The sequence below is a fragment of the Microbacterium sp. AK009 genome (genome assembly GCF_013410955.1).
Lineage (GTDB): Bacteria > Actinomycetota > Actinomycetes > Actinomycetales > Microbacteriaceae > Microbacterium.
On sequence record NZ_JACCCG010000005.1, the window covers coordinates 139,301 to 159,734 of the forward strand.

The window sequence follows — 20,434 nt, forward strand, 5'->3', positions numbered from 1 at the left end:
GAACAGCCTACGGCGTGCCCCCGACATCCGTTCTGCCGGTTCCTCCCGCCCCGCAGCGAACCGGATCACCGGTCCGCCACGGGCTCCCGCTCCCCGCTCGCGGCGGGAATCGGGGAGGTGATGATCGGGATGGAAGCGGTCACCGTCGGCACCGACGCCGACAGCGTCGTGCCGTCCTCGAGCTCGACATCGGCGAACTGCGTCAGCGACGGGCGACCGGGGATCACCGGTCCCTGATCCTCCAGCGCGACGGTGACCCCCTCGCCGGGCGAGACCACGTAGGGAGTCCCGCGCACACTGAAGATGAGCGGCGCCTCGCCCTCGATCCGCACCCGCATCTCGGTGGCGCGGATCGACACGTGGACCGGGGTGTCGCGCCAGCGGAGCGGGAAGGACAGCTCCTCCCATCCGGCGGGCAGACGCGGGTCGAACGAGAGTTCGCCGGCGTGATCGCGCATGCCGCCGAAACCGCTCACGAGCGCGGTCCACACCCCGCCCGCCGAGGCGACGTGCACCCCGTCCGCGGCGTTGTGGTGCAGGTCGGCGAGATCGACGAAGATCGCCTGCCGGAAGTAGTCCAGCGCCAGCTCCTGATAGCCCACCTCGGCGGCGAGGATCGTCTGCACCACGGCCGACAGCGTGGAGTCGCCCGTCGTCAGCGGGTCGTAGTACTCGAAGTCGGCGAGCTTGTCCTCGTCGGAGAAGTGCTCCCCCTGCAGGAACAGGGCGAGGACCACGTCGGCCTGTTTGAGCACCTGGTAGCGGTAGATGACCAGCGGGTGGAAGTGCAGCAGGAGCGGACGCTTGTCGGACGGCGTCGCCTCGAGATCCCACACCTCGCGCTCGAGGAAGATCTCGTCCTGCGGATGGATGCCGAGAGCGGTGCTGAAGGGGATGTGCATGGCCTCGGCCGCGCGCTCCCAGTGCTCCGGCTCGGCCGGATCCAGCGCCAGCCGCTCGGCGGCCGCGCGGTATGCGCCGGGGTCGCTGTCGGCCATGTCGCGCAACGTGCGGGCGGCGAAACGCAGGTTGAAGCGCGCCATGACGTTGGTGAAGAGGTTGTCGTTGACGACGGTGGTGTACTCGTCCGGCCCCGTCACACCGTGGATGTGGAACGACTCGATCGCATCTCCGCTGGATGTGCGCCAGAAGCCCAGCGTGGTCCACAAGCGGGCGGTCTCGACGGCGATGTCCACGCCCTCGCGGTACAGGAAGTCGGTGTCGCCGGTGGCCCGCACGTACTTCGCCAGCGCGAAGCAGACGTCGGCGTTGATGTGGTACTGCGCGGTGCCGGCGGCGTAGTAGGCCGAGGCCTCCTCGCCGTTGATGGTGCGCCACGGGAAGAGGGCGCCGGCCTCGTTCAGCTGGTAGGCGCGCCGCCGCGCGGCGGGCAGCATGAGGTAGCGCATCCGCAGCGCGTTGCGGGCCCACAGTGGGGTCGTATAGGCCAGGAACGGCAGGACGTACACCTCGGTGTCCCAGAAGTAGTGACCGCTGTAGCCCGAACCCGTGACGCCCTTCGCGGGGACACCGTGCTGATCGGCCCGCGCTGCCGCCTGCGCCAGCTCGTAGAGGCACCAGCGGGTCGCCTGCTGGATCTCGGGCTGGCCCTTGATGCGGATGTCGCTGCGCGCCCAGAACGCATCGAGCCACGCCCGCTGCCGCTCGAACTGGTGTGTCACGCCCTCGGCCAGGGCGCGGTCGATGGTGCGGCGGCAGCGGTCGACCAGCTCCCGCGCGGGCACGCCGCGCGAGGTGTGGTAGCTGACGAGCTTGGTCACCCGGATGGGGACCCCTGCCCGCGCCTGCACGCGGAAGACGTTCTTGGCGATGTCGGGCTCGACGATGCCCCGGGCCGAGTAGTGGTTCTCGGTCTCCACGATATGGTCGGCGACGACGGCGAGCGTCATCCCCGAGTCGGCGACCTGATACGCCAGCGCCGAGCGGTCGCGATCCTGCCAGTACTCCTTGGGCTGGAGCACCCTCTCGTGCATCCTGTCGCTGCGCCGGGGGTCGAACCCCGCCCGCTTCGCCGGCGCGGGAGACCCGCCGTAGACGTCTTCGCCGTCCTGCCGGTTGATCAGCTGGCAGTTGATGGTCACCGGCGCGTCGGCGTTCAGCACGGTGACGTCGAGGCGAAGGATCACCAGGTGCTTCTCCTCGAACGACACCATGCGCTCGTCTTCGATCAGCACCTCTTTGCCGGAGGGCGTCACCCACAGCACACGGCGGCGCAGCACGCCGCTTTCCATGTCGAGCTCCCGGTGGTACTCGCGCACGTCCGCCACGTCGAGCGAGAGCGGCTCGTCGTCGACGTAGACCCGCATGATCTTGGCGTCGGGAGCGTTGACGATGATCTGGCCGACCTCGGCGAAGCCGTAGGCCTGCTCGGCGTGGTGGATGGGGAAGGTCTCGTGGAACCCGTTGATGAACGTGCCGTGCTCGTGGGCGTGGCGGCCCTCGGGCGTGTTCCCCCGAAGCCCGACGTAGCCGTTGCCGACCGCGAACAGCGTCTCGGTGACGCCCTGATCCTCCAGCGAGAACCGCTTCTCGATCAGCCGCCAGGGATCGACGGGGAACCGGTCGCGGTCCATCATGCCGGGATCTCCTTCTCGACGAACTCGGCGAGGTCGCTCACCACGACGTGTGCGCCGGCGTCGCGCAGCGTGTCGACGCCGGCTCCGCGGTCAACGCCGACCACGAGCCCGTAACCGGCCGCGACCGCCGACTGCACGCCGCTGAGAGCGTCTTCGACGGCGGCGCTGCGCGCGGGGTCGACGCCCAGCATCCGTGCCGCCTCGGCGAAGACGTCTGGCGCGGGCTTGGAGGCCAGATGGTCGCGCTCGGCGATGACCCCGTCCATCACGACCGAGAATCGGTCGCGGATGCCCGCGACGGCGAGCACCTCCTCGGCGTTCTTCGAGCTCGACACCACCGCGATCGGCACCTTCGCGGCGATGAGGACGTCCAGAAGGGCGACCGATCCCGGATAGGGGGCGATGCCGTCGCTCCGCAGCACCCGCGCGAAGACGTCGTTCTTGCGATTGCCGATTCCGCAGACCGTGTCGGCAGTGGACGCGTCGGAGGGGTCTCCCCACGCAACCTCGACGTCTCTGCTGCGCAGCAGGCTCGCGACGCCGTCGTACCTCTTCTTGCCGTCGAGGTGGGCGAAGTAGTCGGCGTCGCTGTAGGGCGGAGTGATGTCCCACGCGGCGAAGAGCTCCTCGAACATCGTCCGCCACGCGTGCATGTGCGCCTCGGCGGTCGGGGTGAGGACGCCGTCGAGATCGAACAGCACACCGTCGTAGGTCGTGAGGTCGGGAAGGGAAGGGGCGGTCACGGTTTCTCCATACGCGAGCGAGGCTCCTGCCGGGGGGTGCGGAACGGAGCAGCGAGAGGGACGGATAAAGCGTAGTGGCCTGCGATCGAGCCCGGTGAACGCGGGGGCTCCGCACGTCTCACGGGGTCTCGGTGCGTCCTGCCACGCTCAGGGTCTGCCGAGCGATCTCGAGTTCTTCGTTCGTGGGCACGACGAGGACGGTGACCGGCGAATCGTCGGTGGAGATGACCCGGATGCCCCGCTCACGCGCCTCGTTTCGCGCAGGATCGACCCGGACGCCGGCGAACCCGAGGGTCGCCAGCGCCGCGGCGCGCACACGGGGGACGTTCTCGCCGACGCCCGCGGTGAAGGAGATGACGTCGACCCCGCCGAGCTGCGCGAGGTACGCCCCCGCGTAGGCCCGCAGCCGGTGCACATAGACCTCGAACGCGAGGGTCGCCGCGGCGTCGCCGCGGTCGATGCCCGCCTGGATGTCCCGCATGTCCGACACCCCGGCAAGACCCTGCAGTCCGCTCCGCTTGTTCAGCAGCGCGTCGAGGTCGTCGATGGAGAGCCCGGCACGCCGGGAGAGCTGGAACAGCACCGCCGGATCAAGGTCGCCCGAGCGGGTGCCCATCACCAGCCCCTCCAGAGGCGTGAGGCCCATCGACGTCTCGACGGATCGACCGTCTTCGATCGCCGCGACCGACGCCCCGTTCCCGAGGTGGAAGACGATCTGCCGGAGCTCGGCGATCGGTCGGCCGAGGAAAGCGGCGGCCGCCTCGCTGACGAACTTGTGGCTGGTGCCGTGGAAGCCGTAGCGCCGGATGCGATGGGCGGCGGCGAGCTCGGCGTCGATCGCGTAGGTGTAGGCCGCGGGCGGCAGCGTCTGGTGGAACGCGGTATCGAAGACCGCGACGTGGGGGACGAGGGGGAAGGCCTTCTCTGCCGCGACGATGCCGGCGAGGTTCGCCGGGTTGTGCAGCGGTGCGAGGACCGACAGCTCGTCGATGTTGATCTCCACCAGCGGGGTCACCAGGGTGGGCTCGAAGAACCGTGCGCCGCCGTGGACGACCCGGTGCCCGACCGCGACCGGGGCGGTGTCCGTCAGCGACGGACCGTTGTCGGCGAAGGCCTCCAGCATGACCGCGAAGCCGGCCGTGTGGTCGGGGATGGGGAGCTCGCGCTCGTAGGTCGCGTCGACCATCGTCGTCGCGGGGCCCGTCGTCGATGACTGATGCACGGTGTGGATCGCGCGACCCTGTCCTGCCTGCCCGATGCGTTCCACCAGGCCCGAGGCCAGCAGGGTCTCCCCCGTCATGTCGATGAGCTGGTACTTGAACGACGAGGATCCGCTGTTGACCACGAGGACCGGGGTCACTTCCCGCCCTCTCCCTGCGCCTGGATCGCGGTGATCGCGATGGTGTTGACGATGTCGTCGACGAGGGCACCCCGCGAGAGGTCGTTGATGGGCTTGTTCAGCCCCTGCAGCACGGGGCCGATCGCGACCGCGCCGGCCGAGCGCTGCACCGCCTTGTAGGTGTTGTTGCCGGTGTTCAAGTCGGGGAAGACGAACACCGTCGCCCGCCCTGCGACAGCCGAGCCGGGGGCCTTGGCGGCGGCGACCGCGGCGTCGGCGGCGGCGTCGTACTGGATCGGCCCCTCGACGGGCAGCTCGGGTGCGCGCTCGCGCACGAGCGCCGTGGCCGCCCGGACCTTCTCGACGTCCGCGCCGGAGCCCGACTCCCCCGTCGAGTACGACAGCATCGCCACGCGAGGCTCGATGCCGAACTGCTCGGCGGTCGCCGCTGACGAGATGGCGATGTCGGCCAGCTGCTCCGAGGTCGGGTCGGGGATGACGGCGCAGTCGCCGTACACCAGCACGCGGTCGGCCAGTGCCATCAGGAAGACGCTGGAGACGACCGAGACACCGGGCTTGGTCTTGATGATCTCGAACGCAGGGCGGATGGTGTGGGCTGTCGTGTGCGCCGCCCCCGAGACCATGCCGTCGGCAAGGCCCAGGTGCACCATGAGCGTCCCGAAGTACGACACATCCGTCACGGTGTCGGCCGCCTGGGCGTAGGTGACCCCCTTGTGGGCGCGCAACCGCTCGTACTCGCGCGCGAAGCGGTCGACGTGCACAGCGTCGAAGGGCGAGATGACCTCCGCGCCGTGGATGTCGATTCCGAGCTCGATCGCGCGGTTTCGCACTTCGATCTCCTCGCCGAGGATCGTCAGGTCGGCGACGCCGCGGGCCAGCACGGTCGCCGCGGCGCGGAGGATGCGGTCGTCGTCACCCTCGGGCAGGACGATCCGTCGACGCTCGGCACGAGCGCGCTCGAGCAGGCGGTACTCGAACATCAGCGGAGTGACGACGGTGGGCCGGGCGAGCCCCAGCGCGGTGACCAGGGTCTCGGTGTCCACATGCCTTTCGAACATCGACAGGGCGGTGTCGTACCGGCGCTGCGAGTCGGCGGCCAGCCGCCCGCGCGTCCCCATGATCCTGACCGCGGTGTCGTAGGTGCCGAGGTCGGTGGCGATGATCGGCAGCGACGAGTCGAGGCCGTCGATGAGCGTGTCGACCGGCTCGGGAAGAGGGAAGGGACCGTTGAGGATGACCGCCGCGATGCTCGGGAAGGTGCCCGACGAATTCGCCAGCAGCGTGGCGAGCAGCACCTCCGTGCGATCGGCCGGGATCACCACGATCGCCGATTCGGTGAGGCGCGGCAGCACGTTCACCATCGACATGCCGGCGATGACCACCCCGAGCACCTCGCGGGTGAACAGGTCGGCATCGCCCTTGACGAGGCGACCGTCGACGGCGCGGGCGACATCGCGGACGGACGGAGCGACCAGCAGGCGGTCTTCAGGAAGCGCCCAGACGGGCACCTGTCGCGTGCCGCCCGCGGCGGGACCACCGGTCTTCCGCGCTGCGGAGACGACGGCGGAGATGGCGGCGACGACCTCGTCGAGGCGATCGGGGTCGGCCCGGTTGGCGACCACGGCGAACAGCTCGGCACGCTCGTGGGCCAGTTCGGAGAGCGCGAGGGAGGTGATCTGCCCCATCTCGGCGGGTGTCCGCGCGATGGTGGTGCCCAGCTGCTCACCCTGGCCGTGCTGGGCGCGACCGCCGAGCACCAGGAGCACCGGAGCGCCGAGATTGACCGCGATGCGGGCGTTGTAGGTCAGCTCGGCGGGGCTGCCGACATCGGTGTAGTCGCTGCCGAGCACCACCACGGCGTCGCAGGCCGCGGCGACGGCGTGGTAGCGCTCCACGATGGTGGCCAGCGCCTGCTCGGGGTCGCGGCGCACGTCGTCGTAGGTGACGCCGATGCAGTCCTCGTAGGGCAGGTCGACGCCGTCGTGGTCGAGGAGCATCTCGAGGACGTAGTCGGGCTCGATCGTGGAGCGGGCGATCGTGCGGAAGACCCCGACGCGGGAGGCCGCGTGGCTCAGGGCGTCGAGGACGCCGAGCGCGATCGTCGACTTGCCCGAGTGACCTTCGGCCGAGGTGATGTAGATGCTCTGCGCCACCCCACCAGCCTATGGGCGGGGCCCCCGCCGAGCGCGTTCCGGGGAAAAGTAAGACTCTCCGCGAACCCGGCAGAGCCTGGTTACCCTTGCTACGTTTCCGTCCTGGGGGAGTTGGCCTGGATGCCGCCTCGCGGAGAGCTGGCCCCAGTCTACCCCGCGACAGGTCGGAGGATTCCCAGGCCCTCTCCTCCCGACGGCGGTTACGATCGCATAACGAGCGCCGACGCTCGACCGCGCGCCGTCCGAGAGGGCCACATGGATCATCCCGTCACGACCGAGCAGGTCGCGCCCGCCCGCCCCGCCCTGCCCGACCGACCGGCGTCGGCCGAGGAGTTCGCCCGGCTGACCGAGTCCATCGTGGCCTCGGTGGAGCGGGTCATCGACGGCAAGCCCGACGCGGTGCGCAGTGCGCTGGTGTGCCTCCTCGCTGAAGGCCACCTTCTCATCGAAGACGTTCCGGGCGTCGGGAAGACCATGCTCGCCAGAGCTCTCGCCGCGAGTGTGGATGCCACGGTGCGTCGCATCCAGTTCACCCCCGACCTGCTTCCGGGCGACGTCACCGGGGTGAGCGTGTTCAATCCCGTTGCGCGCGAGTTCGAGTTCAAGCACGGCGCGGTGTTCGCCAACATCGTCATCGCCGACGAGATCAACCGCTCCTCCCCGAAGACCCAGTCCGCGCTGCTGGAGGCCATGGAGGAGGGACAGGTAACCGTCGACGGCTCGACCCACCTCCTCCCCGACCCGTTCCTCGTCGTGGCGACGCAGAACCCGCTCGAGATGGAAGGCACTTACGCCCTGCCCGAAGCCCAGCGCGACCGCTTCATGATGCGCATCTCGATGGGCTACCCCGATGCCCGCTCCGAGGCGCTCATGCTGCGTCAGCGCGAGACGGTCAACCCGCTCGAGGCGATCCGGCCCGTCGCCTCCGCACCCCAGATCGCCGGCCTCATCGCCTGGGCACGCGCCGTGCACGTCGCGCCGGCCATCGAGGACTACGCCGTCGCGCTCGCCGCGGCCACCCGCACCCACGCCGACCTGCGTCTGGGGGCGAGCCCCCGCGCCACGCTGCAGCTGGTGCGGGCCGCCAAGGTGTGGGCCTCCCTCGACGGCCGCGCATTCGTCATCCCCGACGACATCACCGCTCTCCTCATCCCCGTTTTCGCGCACCGGCTCATCCCGACCCGGTCCGCCGGCGGTGCCCGGGCGAAGTCGATGACCGACGTCATCTCATCGGTGCTCGAACAGATCGCCGCAAGCGTGCGGGTGCCGATCGCCGCACGGCAGTGATCCGATGCTCCGACGACTCTGGCCCCTGACGCTGCGCGGAACCGGTGCGGCGCTTCTTGCGCTGGTCTGCTTCATCGTCGCGAACGAGGTCGGGATCCCCGAGCTGATGTACTTCGGGATGCTGCTGGTCGCCGTCCTCGTCGCCGCCGTGGCCTCTCTCTACCTCACCCGCCACGCCGATTCGGTCACCCGCTCCCTGGCCCCCGACACCGTCGGGGTCGGCCGCGCGTCGCTCGTGCGTGTGCGCGTCGGCGTTCGCACCGCGCTGCCCACCCCGCCCGGAACCTGGACCGACACGCTGCCGGCGGGGCTGGAGGGCACGGCGGCGGGTGTCTTCCCCGCCCTCGGTTCGGGTTTGAAAGGCTCGGATCGGACGGTGAACCTCGCCTATACCGTGACCGGGGTGCGCCGCGGCATCCATCATCTGGGTCCCCTGCGGGTCCACTCCGCCGACCCCTTCGCCCTCGCACGCCGCAGCACCCTGTACGGCCAGCGCACCCGTGTCACCGTCGCGCCCGCCGTGATCGACCTGCCGCCCCTCACGGGGCTGGCCGGGGAAGCCGGGGGCACGCTGCAGACGCAGAACAACCAGCCCGGGCAGGGCGCCGACAACCTCATCGCCCGCCCGTACGCGCCCGGCGACTCGATGCGCCGCATCCACTGGCGGGCGACGGCCCATCGCGACGAGCTCATGGTGCGTCAGGAGGAGCAGGAAGCCACCCCGGAGGCGACCGTGATCCTCGACCGGGGAGTCTTGCGATGGTCGACCGAAGCCCTCCACGAGCCGGGTGCCGACGACGCCTTCGAGACAGCGGTGTCGGCGTGCGTCTCGGTGGTGTCGCGCCTGGTGCGCGACGGGTATGGCGTGAGCGTGCTCGACAGCGATGGCACCGCCCTCACCGAGCGCATCGACGGCGGCGACACCGCCGCGGTCGAAGACCTGGTCTCCCAGTTCGCGACCGTCACCGCGCGACGCGACGACCACCTTCCCCGTCTCGCGCGCCAGTTCGCGGGGGTCATGACGGGGCCCGTGATCGTCCTGACCGGGCGGCTCGACCCCGCCGACGTCGACGCGCTCGCGCCGATCGTCCACCACTCGACCTTCGCGGTGCTGCTGGCCGCCTCACCGCGCAGCGGTGCGCTGGACCGCGCGGGCGACATCGGCTGGCATGCGGTCCACCTCGATCCCGACGGCGATCTGGTGCAGGAGTGGGCCGCAGCCGGCGAGCGGGGGGTGAGCCGTGCCCTCCGTTGAGCCGTCATCGCGCCGGAGTGCGGACCTCCTCCTGACAGCCGGGGTCCTCGCCGCTCTGATCGCGGCCCTCCTCCCCCTCATGCGGGTGGTGCGCCCCACGGGATGGCTGCTCGGGACCCTGGTGATCGTGGCCATGGTGCTCGCCACCGGTTACATCGCGCGACGCTTCCGGTTGCCCGCGCTGGCGGTGTCACTGATCGAGATCGTCGTGTGGGTGGCGTTCGTCACCGTGGTGTTCCTCCGCGACAGCGCCTTCCTGTTGGTCATACCGACGGTGGAGACCTTCCGGGAACTCCCCGACATCCTCGCCGCCGCCGGGGAGGAGATCGCCCTCGGGGTCGCGCCCCTCGCACCGAGCGCCCCGCTGGCGATGCTCATCGTCGGGGCGACGGGGCTCCTGGCCGTGGTCATCGACCATGTGGTCCTGACGGCACGCATGCCGCTGCTGGCGGGGGTCGGACTGATCGCGATCTCCCTCATCCCCGCGATCGCCGTGCCGGCCGAGATCGACGTGGTCGCCTTCGTGCTGCTGGCCGCCGCGATGCTCTTCCTCATGCGCATCGATACCCGTACGCGCGAGGAGGCGGGGAGCGCGGAAGCGACCCGCGCGACCGGTGTCTCGGCGACCGGATCGACGGGGACCGGGGTGTCGGCGACCGCGATCGGCATCGGGGCCATCGCCGTGGTCGTGGCGCTCGTGGCCACCCCCCTCCTCCCCCAGCCGACGATCCGGCCGGGGTCGGGGGATCTCGGCCCCGGTCCCGGCATCGACGCCACTCTGCAACTCGGCGACGACCTGCGTCGACCGCGCGAGGTCGAGGTGCTGCAGATGCGCAGTGACGCGCCCACGCCCCCGTACCTCCGGGCGACGACCCTCACCGAGTTCACCGGCGCCGTGTGGGAGCCCGACAGCGGGCGCTCCTATCCGCTCGACAGCGCCGAGGCGCTGGCCGCCCTCCCCGTCGATCCCGAGATCCAGGTCGCGGAGTACTCGACGACCGTGGAGATCCGCAACCTCAACTCCTCGTGGCTCCCCGTGTCCTACCCCGCGACGGCCATCGACGGACTCGACGGGGTGTGGGGGGCATTCCCCTACAACCGCACCGTCGAGGCCCGGCAGGGCGGGACACAGGGGCAGGACTACGAAGTGATCTCTCGCGTCCCTCGTCCGACGCTCGAGCAGATCCGCGCGCGCTCGGCCGGCGGCGAGGGCGTCCGCGCCGACACCCTCGGGCTGCCCGCCGACCTGCCTGCCATCGTCGGCGAGCTCGCCGCCGAGGTGACCGCCGGGGCGGCGTCCGATTACGACGCCCTCCTGGCCCTGCAGAGCTGGTTCCGCGGAACGGACTTCCGCTACTCGCTCGAGGCGCCCGTCGAGGAGGGCTTCGACGGCAGCGGCGCCGAAGCGGTCGCCCGGTTCCTCGAGGTGCGCGAGGGCTACTGCGTGCACTACGCCTCGGCGTTCGCCCTCATGGCACGGACCCTCGACATGCCGAGCCGCATCGTCGTGGGCTACCTCCCGGGCACCTCCACCGGCGATGCCGTGGACTTCCAGACGGTGTACTCGGTGATGTCGGGTCAGCTGCACTCGTGGCCGGAGGTCTACTTCGAGGGCGTCGGGTGGATCCCCTTCGAACCGACCAACGGCCTCGGTCAGCCGACCCGCTTCTCCCCGGAGGCCTCGGCCCCCGGTGAGACCGCCGACGGCGCCGACGCCGCCCCCGAAGCATCCGCCCCCGCCGACGTGCCCGACGCTGTCGACCCCGACACCGGCGAGCCGCTGACCCCGGATGCCGGCACTGCGGCTCCCGACGAGGGCGTCGACGCTCTTCCGGCGGTGACCGTGATCCTCGCCGTGCTGGTGGTGCTCGCGATCCCGCTCCTCGTCCGGGATGTGCGACGCCGGCAGCAGCTGTCGGCCGCCCGGGCCGGTGATGCCGCCGCGGCGTGGGCGGTCGTGCAGGACACCGCGATCGACCTCGGTATCCCGTCGCCGATCAGCGAGAGTCCGCGGGCGCTGGGCGCGCGGCTCATCGCCGAAGCCGGGGCCCCCGCGGAGGCGATGGGTGTCCTCATCCGGGCGATCGAGCGTGCCAGCTACGCGCCCGGCGGACGCCACGGATTCGGTCAGGGCGAGGCGACCGCGGCGGCCGCGCAGGAGGTGCGGGCGGATCTGCTTGCTGCAGCACAGCCCGCGAGACGCCTTCTCGCGCTGGTCGTGCCGCGCTCGCTCATCATCCGCCCCGGGTCGCTCTACGCCGGCGCCGGCCGCGGCGCCTCCCGCCCGGCCGGCTGACCCGCCGGCTCCCTCCCCGCCCGCCGCCCCGCCCTTCCCGCGAGGGTGCATCTGGGCGCCCAGGGTGAGGGGTACATCCGCATCCTCGGCGCTCCGATGCACTCTCGTCGGTGGGCGGCGGAGGGCGGGCGGTGCTCAGCGGGGGGAACGCTCCAGCTGCTGCTCGGCCGCGTCCGCCGACGGGCCCTCGAACGCGTCCGCGGTGGGTCGCTCCGCAGCATCCGCCCGGGGGTCTTCCGCGCCGGCGGCGTCAGAGGCACCGTCGTCGGCCGAGTCGTCGTCGAACGGGACATCGCCACGGGGCGCGTCGTACAGCCCGGCGTCGAGGATGCCCTCGCGCGCGGCGACGATCGTCGGCACGAGTGCCTGACCGGCGACGTTCACTGCGGTGCGCCCCATGTCGAGGATCGGGTCGATCGCCAGGAGCAGCCCGACACCTTCCAGCGGCAGGCCGAGCGTCGACAGCGTCAGGGTGAGCATCACCGTCGCTCCGGTCGTTCCCGCGGTGGCGGCCGAGCCGACGACCGAGACCAGCGCGATGAGCACGTACTGCCAGATCGACAGGTCGATGCCGAAGAACTGGGCCACGAAGATCGCCGCGATCGCCGGGTAGATCGCCGCGCAGCCGTCCATCTTCGTCGTCGCCCCGAACGGCACGGCGAACGAGGCGTACTCGCGGGGAACCCCGAGGTTGCGCTCGGTGACCCGCTGCGTCAGCGGCAGCGTGCCGATCGACGACCGGCTGACGAAGGCCAGCTGGACGGCAGGCCAGACGCCGGAGAAGTACTGCCGGATCGACAGGCCGTGGGTGCGCAGGAGCGTCGGGTAGACGACGAAGAGCACGAGCGCGAGCCCTGCGTAGACGGCGAGCGCGAACCACGCCAGGGTGGTCAGCTTCTCCCAGCCGTACTCGACGACCGCCGAGGCGATGAGGCCGAGGGTGCCGAGCGGAGCGATGCGGATGATCCACCACAGCACACGCTGGATCACCTTCAGCGTCGACTCGGTGAAGGCCAGGAACGGCTCGGCGCGGCGACCGAGCTTGAGGGCGGCGATCCCGACCGCCGCCGCGACGACGATGACCTGGAGCACATTGAACCCGACGGATGACACGGCGGCGCCCGTCTCGGCATCCACCGATGTCGACACGGTGAGGCCGAGGAAGTTCTGCGGAACGAGGCCGACAAGGAAGTTCCACCAGGTGCCGACGGTCGAGGGCTCGGCGGCGGTGAGCGCCGTCTGATCGACGCGGGCGCCCGGCTGGATGGTGACGCCGAGGACGATGCCGATCGACACCGCGATGAGAGCGGTGATGGCGAACCACAGCAGGGTCTGCCCGGCCAGGCGGGCGGCGTTCGTCACGCGCCGCAGCTGCGCGATGCTCGCGACGATCGCGAAGAAGATGAGCGGGATGACCGCGGTCTTCAGCAGGGTGACGTAGGAATCGCCGATCGTGTTCAGGGTCGCCGCGAGCGCGTTGGGGGTGCCGTCGGCCAGGGGGCCGATCTGCCGGGCGACCAGGCCGAGACCGACCCCGAGCACGAGGGCGACGGTGATCTGGAACCCGAACGAGGTCAGGATGCGGCGGGTGCGGGTCTTCTCCGGCGGGGTGGGCCGGGAGGGCGCGCGGGAAGCGCTCGTGGCGGAACTCATGTCTCTCCTGTCGGGGGCGTCGGTCGTCCCGGGGAACGGCCTGGTCGAGGCTACGGCGAGCTTGGGGGGCCCGTCGCCGTGTGACCCCGGATGACAACGACCCGATCCCCCGCGTTCATTCCCGCCGTCTCCCCACTTTCCGCTCCGCCGGGGACCCCGTCCGAACGCGAGAGTGCATCTGCGCGCCGAGGGCGCGGGTGATCACCGCATTCTCGGCGCCCCGATGCGCTCTCGCGGGGAGGAGGGGCGGGGGCAAGGGGAAAGGCCCCTCATCCCGGGGGGATGAGGGGCCTCGACGCGGAAGCGACAGGATTTGAACCTGCGAGGCGAGTTACCCCGCCTACATGGATTCCAGCCATGCTCCTTAGGCCGCTCGGACACGCTTCCGTCGCCGACTTTATCACGCAGCCCGGGAGCGCCTCGGCGCGGTCACCAGCCCATCGACCCCGCAACGCCTTTGAACGGCCCGGCGACGCGCGAGGTGATCCACCCGCCGTAGAAGCGTCCGGGCTGGGGGGTGACGGCCTCGCCGTCGACCGTGCAGCGGTCCATCACCTGCGCATACACCGCGACGCGATCGGCCAGCAGCTCGTACCCGGCGCTCGGTCGCGGGTAGTTCCACGCGGCAGCCGCACGATGCTCCCCGCCGCCGTGGACGTCGAGGTAGCGCGCTGCGCCTTTGAACTCGCAGAAGGACGACCCGACGCCGTCGGTGAGCGCTCCCTCGACGAACGCCGTGATCGGCAGATAGTACACCGGCGGATGGCTCGTCTCCAGAACGCGGACGACGTCGCCGGTGTCGATGATCAGCTCGCCACCGAGGGTGATCGTGACGCGGGCGTCGACCTTCTCGATCCGCGGCGGCCGCGGGTAGTCCCACACCGATTCCTGTCCCGGGGCCACGGGGTCTGGCGATGGATGACGCATGATCTCAGGCTACGCCCGACCGCCTCCGGCGGCTCCGGATGCGAGAGAGCGGCGAACCGGTGGGAAATCGCCCTTCCGGGTTCATCCGCTGGTTGACTGAGGGGGTGACGCAGGTGGCGATGTTCCCCCTCGGCAGTGTGCTCTTCCCGCACGCGCCGCTGGCGCTGCGGATCTTCGAGCCGCGCTACCTCACCATGCTCGGCCGCCTCCTCGACGAGGAGGACCCGCAGTTCGGAGTGGTGCTCATCGAGCGCGGGCCCGAGGCGGGCGGCGGGGATCAGCGCAGTTCGCTCGGCACCATGGCGCGACTCGCGCAGGTCCAGGTCGGCAAGGACGACATCTTCGTCCTGGCCGTGGGCGATCAGCGCGTCCGGGTGGACACCTGGCTGGACGACGACCCCCATCCTGTCGCCGAGGTCACCGCTGTGGACGCCCTGAGCTGGGACGACGCGCTCACACCGCTGCGGACCGAAGCGGAGAGCATCGTGCGGCGCGTGCTCGGGAAGGCCGACTCCGCGGGCCTGGCCTCGTACGACCCGAACATCGAGCTGTCGGAAGATCCCATCGAGTCGGCGTGGCAGCTCGCCGCGATCGCACCCCTCGGCGAGCTCGATCGGTTCACGCTGCTGCAGTCCACCACCATGGGCGGACTCCTGCGGCAGATCATCGATATGACCCTCGACATCGAACCCGTCCTCGGCGGCGGCGACGCGGCATCCGATCCATTCTCGGGAATGTGAATCGGCCCGCGCGGGTTGTGCTCGGCATGAAGAGTTTCGGCACCCTCTCCTTCGGTCACTACGGCCCGCTCGGCGGAGGCCGCCAGCTCACCGCCGGGGACTCGATGCTCCAGGCCATCGACCTCGTCCAGGGCATGGACGATCTCGGCGTGAACGGCATCTCCTTCCGCGTGCACCACTTCGCCCGGCAGCAGTCCTCTCCGATGCCGCTGCTCGCGGCGATCGCGGCGAGGACCCGTCACATCGAGATGGGTACCGGGGTCATCGACATGCGGTACGAGAATCCCCTCTACCTCGCCGAAGAGGCGGCCTCGGTCGACCTCATCAGCGGCGGAAGACTGGCGCTCGGCGTCAGCCGCGGGTCACCCGAGACGGTCGTGCGCGGGTACGAGGCGTTCGGGTACACGGGCGCGCAGGATCCGCGAGGGGCGGACCTCGCACGCGAACACTTCGCGACCTTCCTGCACGCGATCGAGGGCCACGGCATCGCCGAGCGCGACTCCTCGAGCCCGTTCGGCGGCGGCACGGGGCTGCAGCGGATCGAGCCCTACTCCCCCGGACTCCGCTCCCGCATCTGGTGGGGCGCGGGCAACCGCGAGACGGCCGAGTGGGCGGGGCGCATGGGCGTGAACCTCATGTCGTCCACGCTCCTGACCGAAGACCGGGGTCTGCCGTTCGACGTCTTTCAGGCCGAACAGATCGACGCCTTCCGCGCCGCGTGGCGCGAAGCCGGCCACCCCGGGGAACCGCGGGTGTCGGTCAGCCGCTCGATCTTCCCGATCACCACGGCCGAGGACGAGATGCACTTCGGTGGCCGGCAGGACGGCGACGGTGTGGGCTACATCGACGGCTTCCGCTCGACCTTCGGCAAGACCTACGCGGCCGCCCCGGATGTGCTCGTGGAGCAGCTGCGGGAGGACGCCGCGGTCACGAGCGCCGACACGCTGATGCTGACGATCCCGAGCCAGCTCGGCGTCGCATTCAACCTGCGACTCGTGGAGTCGTTCGCGAGGTTCGTGGCGCCCGAGCTCGGGTGGGTGCCGTCCACGCAGAGCCTCGTGGCGAGCTGACCCCCGGGGTCGACTCCTGCGCCAGCCCTGAGACGCGCACCCCGAGCCACTCGGCGAGGTCCACGATCTCGGCGTGCACCATATCGGTCTCCTCGGAGTCGAATTCCGCGAACACGTGGACCGCGTTGACACGCAGCAGCTCGCTGTCGCGATCGACCTCGGCGTCCACCATCCCGACGAAACGGTCTCCCATCAGCACTGGGTGGGCGAAGAAGCGCCGCCACACCGGCCTTCCCCACGCGCGTCCACCCCGACCTCTCCCGCGCGATTCCCGCAGCCTTGAGCCCGCGGGTCTGCAACTCGTGCGCGGCGGTCCCGTCGTCGACCTCGGGCGGGTCGGCCGGGTACACGCGGTCGGCGAGATCCCACGCCCGGGTGTGGCCTTCGCGTCGGGTCACCGCCACCTCGCCGCGCCGCGCCAGAAGGTCGAGCATCAACGGAACTTGCTTCGACCCCGACCGTCCGTCCGGGCGCTGGGCCACGGCAGCGGTATCGGGGATGTCGCGAGAGGTCAGCGGTCCCTCCGCGCGAAGACGGGAGAGGGCGTCCGCGCGAAAGGCGGCATTCACCTCGAGCCAGTGTCGACTGCTCTCCCGCTCCGGATGGCGACGCATCGCGGGACGGAAGAGGGGCAGCATGCGCATCGGGTGGAACGCGCCCCGTAACTCGAACAGCAGCCGGTCGACCTCCACCGCCTTCTTCAGCTGTCCGCTCTCGTACGACCAACTGATCCACCACCACAGGACGGTGTGCTCGCACGGCGCGATCGCCGAGGTGGGGTCGATCTTGATGTACCCGAGCTGCTCGGCCACCTCCACGACGTCCCCGGGTCGATCGGCGTCCAGCAGCTGCGCGCGCACGACGATGCGCCGGGCCTGGTCTCGGGTGAGTCGGTGCGTCACGCGTCGAGTATCCCCTGGTGCCCCGGCCCGCTGTCGAGGAGGCGGCGTCTTAGCCGGCCGGATCGGACCGCGTGCAGGAATAGGGCGATCGCCCGATACACCGTGCTCACCTCAGGGAGGAGAGTCGACGCGGAGTCGATGACAGGAGAATGTTCGATGGATGCGATGACATACGCCGCGAGCCGGCTGGCCGCGCAGCGCGCGGAAAACCTGGCGTCCGACCTGCGTCTGCGACACGCGCAGGCCCGGCGGCTCGAGGCGAGGAGGGCGGATGCCGCGGCGGGCGGCGTCCGCGAAGCGAATCGGAGGCCCGCGGCCACCGCCGACTGCTTCGGACTGGCAGGACCCGCGACATGAGGGCATTCCGCCTCGGCTGCGCAACGCGGGCGGCGTCGCGGGCGCCCCGCAGCCCCTCGAATCTGTCGGAGGCCGGTGTCACCATATGACCATGCCCGCGCCCGCTTCGAGCCCTCGCATGGTCGGTCGTGCCGCGGAATGGGAGATTCTCCGGGAGGCACTCGAGGCCTCCCGCCACGGCACACCGCGTTCCGTCGTCGTGCGCGGCGAGGCGGGCATCGGGAAGACCCGCCTCGTGCAGGAGCTCCTGAACGAGGCTCTGGCGGCGACAGACCCGCAGCTGCCGACGGTGGTCGCCGTCGGTCAATGCGTCGACCTCGGCCCCATCGGAGCGCCGTTCGGACCGGTGCGCCGCGTGCTGCGTGATCTGCACGCCGCGATCGGCACCGAGCCGCTGCGCGAGGCGGCCGGATCACCCGCGGCCGCGGCCACCCTCGCGGCGTTCGTGCCGGGCATCGAGACCGAGATGTCGGCACCGCCCGTGCCGACCAGCCACTTCGCCGAGGCGATAGAAGCGGTTCTCGAGGACCTCTCGATGTCGCGGCACCTCGTCATCGTGATCGAGGACCTCCAGTGGGCGGACGCGGCGACGCTCACCCTCCTGAAGACACTCGCCGGTACGCTGCGGGGCCGCCACCTCACGATCGTGGCGACCTACAGATCGGACGACATCGACCGATTCCACCCTCTGCGTCCCGTCCTCGCCGAACTGGATCGGACGCGAGCGATCGTCCGCATCGAGTTGCGGCCCCTGACGGCGGACGAGGTGGCCGAGCAGGTGGCGTCGCTCGCCGCGGACCTGGACGACACGGCACTGACCGCTCTGGTCGAACGCAGCGGCGGGATCCCGTTCCTCGTCGAGGAACTCGTCGACCTCGGCGGCGCGGAGCTGCCCGATACGCTCCGCGAGCTCGTCCTCGCGCGCTATACACGGCTCAGTGACACCGCGCAGGAGATCGCGCGGGTCATGTCCGCCGGCGGCATGCACACCGAGCACGCCGTCCTCGCCGCGGTGGCGGGCCGAGACGACAGCGTCGTCGACCAGGCCATCCGGGAGGCGATCGCGTCCCACCTCATCCTCGCCGAGGGCGACGGATACACCTTCCGGCACGCGCTGACCCAGGAGGCGGTCCACGACGAGATGCTCCCCAGCGAGCGCGTGCGCATCCACCGGCGGTACGCCGAACACCTCGCGACCCACCGCGCCGAGGCTCCCGAGGCGCTGTCGGCGATCGCCGAACACTGGCTGATCGCCCGTGAGCTGACACCCGCATTCGACGCCACCGTTCGCGCACTGCAGCACTCTCGCGCCACCTTCGCCCCGGCGACCTCGGTCAAGCTCGCGGAAAGGCTCACGGAGCTGTGGTCCCAGGTCCCGGATGCGGCAACGCGATCGGGGACGACCCTGGCCGAGCTTCATCTCGATGCCGCTCAGGCGTGGCACGACCTCGGCGATCCGGAGCGCGCGCTCCGGGCCGCCCAGGAGGGTCTCGCGGCGGATCCGCAGGATCCGCTCGTGCACGCCGCGCTCATCCGCCAGAAGATCGTGCAGGAGTTCAACACCGATCGGAATCCCGATCACGAGGAGCTCCTCGGCGCCATCGCCCTACTCGAGGGGATCGACACCGACGCGTCCCGCGTCCTGCAGTCGCGCATTCTGTCCAATCTCGCTCTGAGCTACCCGGACGGGCGAGCGGAGGCGTACCTGCGCAGGGCCGTGACCCTGGCGGAGGGAGCCGGCGACGACGTGGCGCTGGCCATCGCCCTGGTCAACGAGTCCTGGCGACAGTCCGACACCATGGGTGACGAGGTCGCCGCTCTCGCCCCGCTCGAGCAGGCTCTCGGGCTGCAGGTCAATCCCGCCGTGCGGGCATACGTCGGTGCTGCGTACGTGGACCTGCTCGCTCGCCTGGGACGATACGACGAGGCGACGGCGGTGGGAGAAGCCCACTTCGCCGACGCGGTGCGCGGCGGGATCGAACGGGGATCGGGCGGATCGGTGGCCGTGCAGATCGCGCACGCTCACTTCTGTGCGGGGAGGCCCGAGGAAGCGAAGCGGTACGCCCAGCGCGCACGGCGGCTACTGGACCGTCCGTCCCGCGCGGCGGTGATCCGTGTGCTGGCCACCCATCACGCCTGGAACGATCAGCCCGTCGAACGCGACGCTCTGCTGCTCGAGGAACGCGCCACCATGGACGCCTCCCGGCACGCCCACCCCGAGAAGCACGATTGGTGGGAGCCCGAGACGGTCGACGCCGTGCTGATGTCCTCCTCCGGGATGCGGGTGGCCGTGAGCGCCGAGAGCGCCGCGGCGTGGGAGCAGCGGATCGCACGACTCCGGGCCGTCGTGGGAGAGGGCAAGGCGGCTGCCGCCCGGCGGTTCACGGCCATCACGGCGGCGATGATGATCCGCGCCCTGTCGGCGACCGACGTCGGCGAGCGCGCCGCCGAGGATCTCTCCCTTCTTCGCGACGGCCTCGCAGCGGCGTCGCAGCAGTGGCCGAGAACGGGTCTCACTCCGAAGATCCTCGACTTCATCGACGCCCTGTCTGCCGACACCGACGGTCAGAGCGCCGTGGAGCGCGCCCGCCGCTGGCGCGGCATCGTCGACGCCGCGGGAGAGGGCGTTCTGCCCGTGCGCCACCAGCTCGTCGCCCGGCTGAGCCTCGCCGCCGCTCTCATCGACGCCGGGGAGCGCACAGCGGCCGAGGCCGAGCTCGATCGGATCATCTCGCAGGGACCTCCGGCGGGTCTTGCCCGCGTGGCGTTCTGGGCTCACGATCTGGTCGAACGCGCGGGCATCCATCCGGCCGCCGGCGCCACCCCCCTCGCTCCCGTGACCCTGGGCCTGACCCCCCGCGAACGGCAGGTCCTTGCCCTTGTCGCGCAGGGCCTGACCAACGCGCAGATCGGTGCCCGGCTCTACATCAGCCCGAAGACCGCATCGGTGCACGTCTCGGCCATCCTGGCGAAGGTCGGCGCGTCCAACCGTGCCGAGGCGGCCGCGCTCTTCAGCTCGGGTGCGGGCGCCGCCGGGGCACCCTGAAGGTCACCCCGTCGACCCGTTCCTCTCGCTCTACCGATGGGCGTCGTA

13 protein-coding genes, 1 tRNA gene and 1 other RNA gene are annotated in these 20,434 nt (G+C 70.8%); 7 read left to right on the top strand and 8 right to left on the bottom strand.

The window, feature by feature from the left end; translation table 11 throughout:
- Nucleotides 1-65: 65 nt before the first annotated feature.
- From HDC37_RS12145 to ffs, 5 genes are all read right to left on the bottom strand, one after another.
- Nucleotides 66-2,597 (bottom strand): glycoside hydrolase family 65 protein, encoded by a 2,532-nt coding sequence (locus HDC37_RS12145; RefSeq protein WP_179560667.1) that lies wholly within the window; start codon nt 2,595-2,597, stop codon nt 66-68.
- A complete protein-coding gene (locus HDC37_RS12150) occupies nt 2,594-3,340 on the bottom strand; it encodes an HAD family phosphatase (protein ID WP_179560668.1) in 747 nt (248 codons plus the stop codon). Before HDC37_RS12150 ends, HDC37_RS12145 begins: the two co-directional genes overlap by 4 nt.
- A 118-nt stretch (nt 3,341-3,458) precedes the next feature.
- Nucleotides 3,459-4,700: an acetate/propionate family kinase gene (locus tag HDC37_RS12155; RefSeq protein ID WP_179560669.1), complete on the bottom strand. Its 1,242-nt coding sequence runs from the start codon at nt 4,698-4,700 to the stop codon at nt 3,459-3,461.
- Nucleotides 4,697-6,853, bottom strand: a complete 2,157-nt coding sequence (pta, locus tag HDC37_RS12160; protein WP_179560670.1) for a phosphate acetyltransferase — start codon at nt 6,851-6,853, stop codon at nt 4,697-4,699. The genes HDC37_RS12155 and pta overlap by 4 nt, the downstream gene beginning before the upstream one ends.
- A 46-nt stretch (nt 6,854-6,899) precedes the next feature.
- An RNA gene (gene ffs / locus HDC37_RS12165) (signal recognition particle sRNA small type) lies at nt 6,900-6,996 on the bottom strand.
- Between the two features lie 112 nt (nt 6,997-7,108).
- On the opposite strand from ffs, the gene HDC37_RS12170 reads away from it, so the two are divergent.
- From HDC37_RS12170 to HDC37_RS12180, 3 genes are read left to right on the top strand one after another with little or no spacing between them, the layout of a single operon-like run.
- Nucleotides 7,109-8,140 carry a MoxR family ATPase gene (locus HDC37_RS12170; protein ID WP_179560671.1) on the top strand — a complete coding sequence of 344 codons (1,032 nt, stop codon included), beginning with the start codon at nt 7,109-7,111 and terminating at the stop codon, nt 8,138-8,140.
- 4 nt (nt 8,141-8,144) lie between these two features.
- Nucleotides 8,145-9,395, top strand: coding sequence for a DUF58 domain-containing protein (locus tag HDC37_RS12175; RefSeq protein ID WP_179560672.1), 1,251 nt, complete (start codon nt 8,145-8,147; stop codon nt 9,393-9,395).
- A complete protein-coding gene (locus tag HDC37_RS12180; RefSeq protein WP_308472198.1) occupies nt 9,382-11,691 on the top strand; it encodes a transglutaminaseTgpA domain-containing protein in 2,310 nt (769 codons plus the stop codon). Before HDC37_RS12175 ends, HDC37_RS12180 begins: the two co-directional genes overlap by 14 nt.
- A 135-nt stretch (nt 11,692-11,826) precedes the next feature.
- Here the strand turns inward: HDC37_RS12180 and HDC37_RS12185 are convergent, their stop codons facing one another.
- From HDC37_RS12185 to HDC37_RS12195, 3 genes are all read right to left on the bottom strand, one after another.
- Complete coding sequence (locus tag HDC37_RS12185) at nt 11,827-13,344, bottom strand: dicarboxylate/amino acid:cation symporter (RefSeq protein WP_179560673.1); 1,518 nt, start codon at nt 13,342-13,344, stop codon at nt 11,827-11,829.
- A gap of 298 nt (nt 13,345-13,642) precedes the next feature.
- A tRNA-Ser gene (locus HDC37_RS12190) sits at nt 13,643-13,731 on the bottom strand.
- Between the two features lie 42 nt (nt 13,732-13,773).
- Complete coding sequence (locus HDC37_RS12195) at nt 13,774-14,271, bottom strand: DUF427 domain-containing protein (protein WP_179560674.1); 498 nt, start codon at nt 14,269-14,271, stop codon at nt 13,774-13,776.
- 104 nt (nt 14,272-14,375) lie between these two features.
- On the opposite strand from HDC37_RS12195, the gene HDC37_RS12200 reads away from it, so the two are divergent.
- The 4 genes from HDC37_RS12200 to HDC37_RS12220 all read left to right on the top strand — a co-directional run bounded on the left by HDC37_RS12200 (nt 14,376) and on the right by HDC37_RS12220 (nt 20,386).
- On the top strand, nt 14,376-15,011 hold the full coding sequence (locus tag HDC37_RS12200; RefSeq protein ID WP_308472199.1) for an LON peptidase substrate-binding domain-containing protein: 636 nt from the start codon (nt 14,376-14,378) through the stop codon (nt 15,009-15,011).
- Nucleotides 15,012-15,037: 26 nt separating this feature from the next.
- A complete protein-coding gene (locus HDC37_RS12205) occupies nt 15,038-16,081 on the top strand; it encodes an LLM class flavin-dependent oxidoreductase (RefSeq protein WP_179560912.1) in 1,044 nt (347 codons plus the stop codon).
- Nucleotides 16,082-17,139: 1,058 nt separating this feature from the next.
- Nucleotides 17,140-17,340: a hypothetical protein gene (locus tag HDC37_RS12215; protein WP_179560675.1), complete on the top strand. Its 201-nt coding sequence runs from the start codon at nt 17,140-17,142 to the stop codon at nt 17,338-17,340.
- 91 nt (nt 17,341-17,431) lie between these two features.
- Complete coding sequence (locus tag HDC37_RS12220; RefSeq protein ID WP_179560676.1) at nt 17,432-20,386, top strand: LuxR family transcriptional regulator; 2,955 nt, start codon at nt 17,432-17,434, stop codon at nt 20,384-20,386.
- The last annotated feature ends 48 nt before the right edge of the window (nt 20,387-20,434 follow it).

Coding starts and splice junctions, on each gene's coding strand:
- HDC37_RS12145 (WP_179560667.1), bottom strand. CDS start 2,597: ATGATGGACCGCGACCGGTTCCCCGTCGATCCCTGGCGGCTGATCGAG.
- HDC37_RS12170 (WP_179560671.1), top strand. CDS start 7,109: ATGGATCATCCCGTCACGACCGAGCAGGTCGCGCCCGCCCGCCCCGCC.
- HDC37_RS12175 (WP_179560672.1), top strand. CDS start 8,145: ATGCTCCGACGACTCTGGCCCCTGACGCTGCGCGGAACCGGTGCGGCG.
- HDC37_RS12185 (WP_179560673.1), bottom strand. CDS start 13,344: ATGAGTTCCGCCACGAGCGCTTCCCGCGCGCCCTCCCGGCCCACCCCG.
- HDC37_RS12195 (WP_179560674.1), bottom strand. CDS start 14,271: ATGCGTCATCCATCGCCAGACCCCGTGGCCCCGGGACAGGAATCGGTG.
- HDC37_RS12205 (WP_179560912.1), top strand. CDS start 15,038: ATGAAGAGTTTCGGCACCCTCTCCTTCGGTCACTACGGCCCGCTCGGC.
- HDC37_RS12215 (WP_179560675.1), top strand. CDS start 17,140: ATGGATGCGATGACATACGCCGCGAGCCGGCTGGCCGCGCAGCGCGCG.
- HDC37_RS12220 (WP_179560676.1), top strand. CDS start 17,432: ATGCCCGCGCCCGCTTCGAGCCCTCGCATGGTCGGTCGTGCCGCGGAA.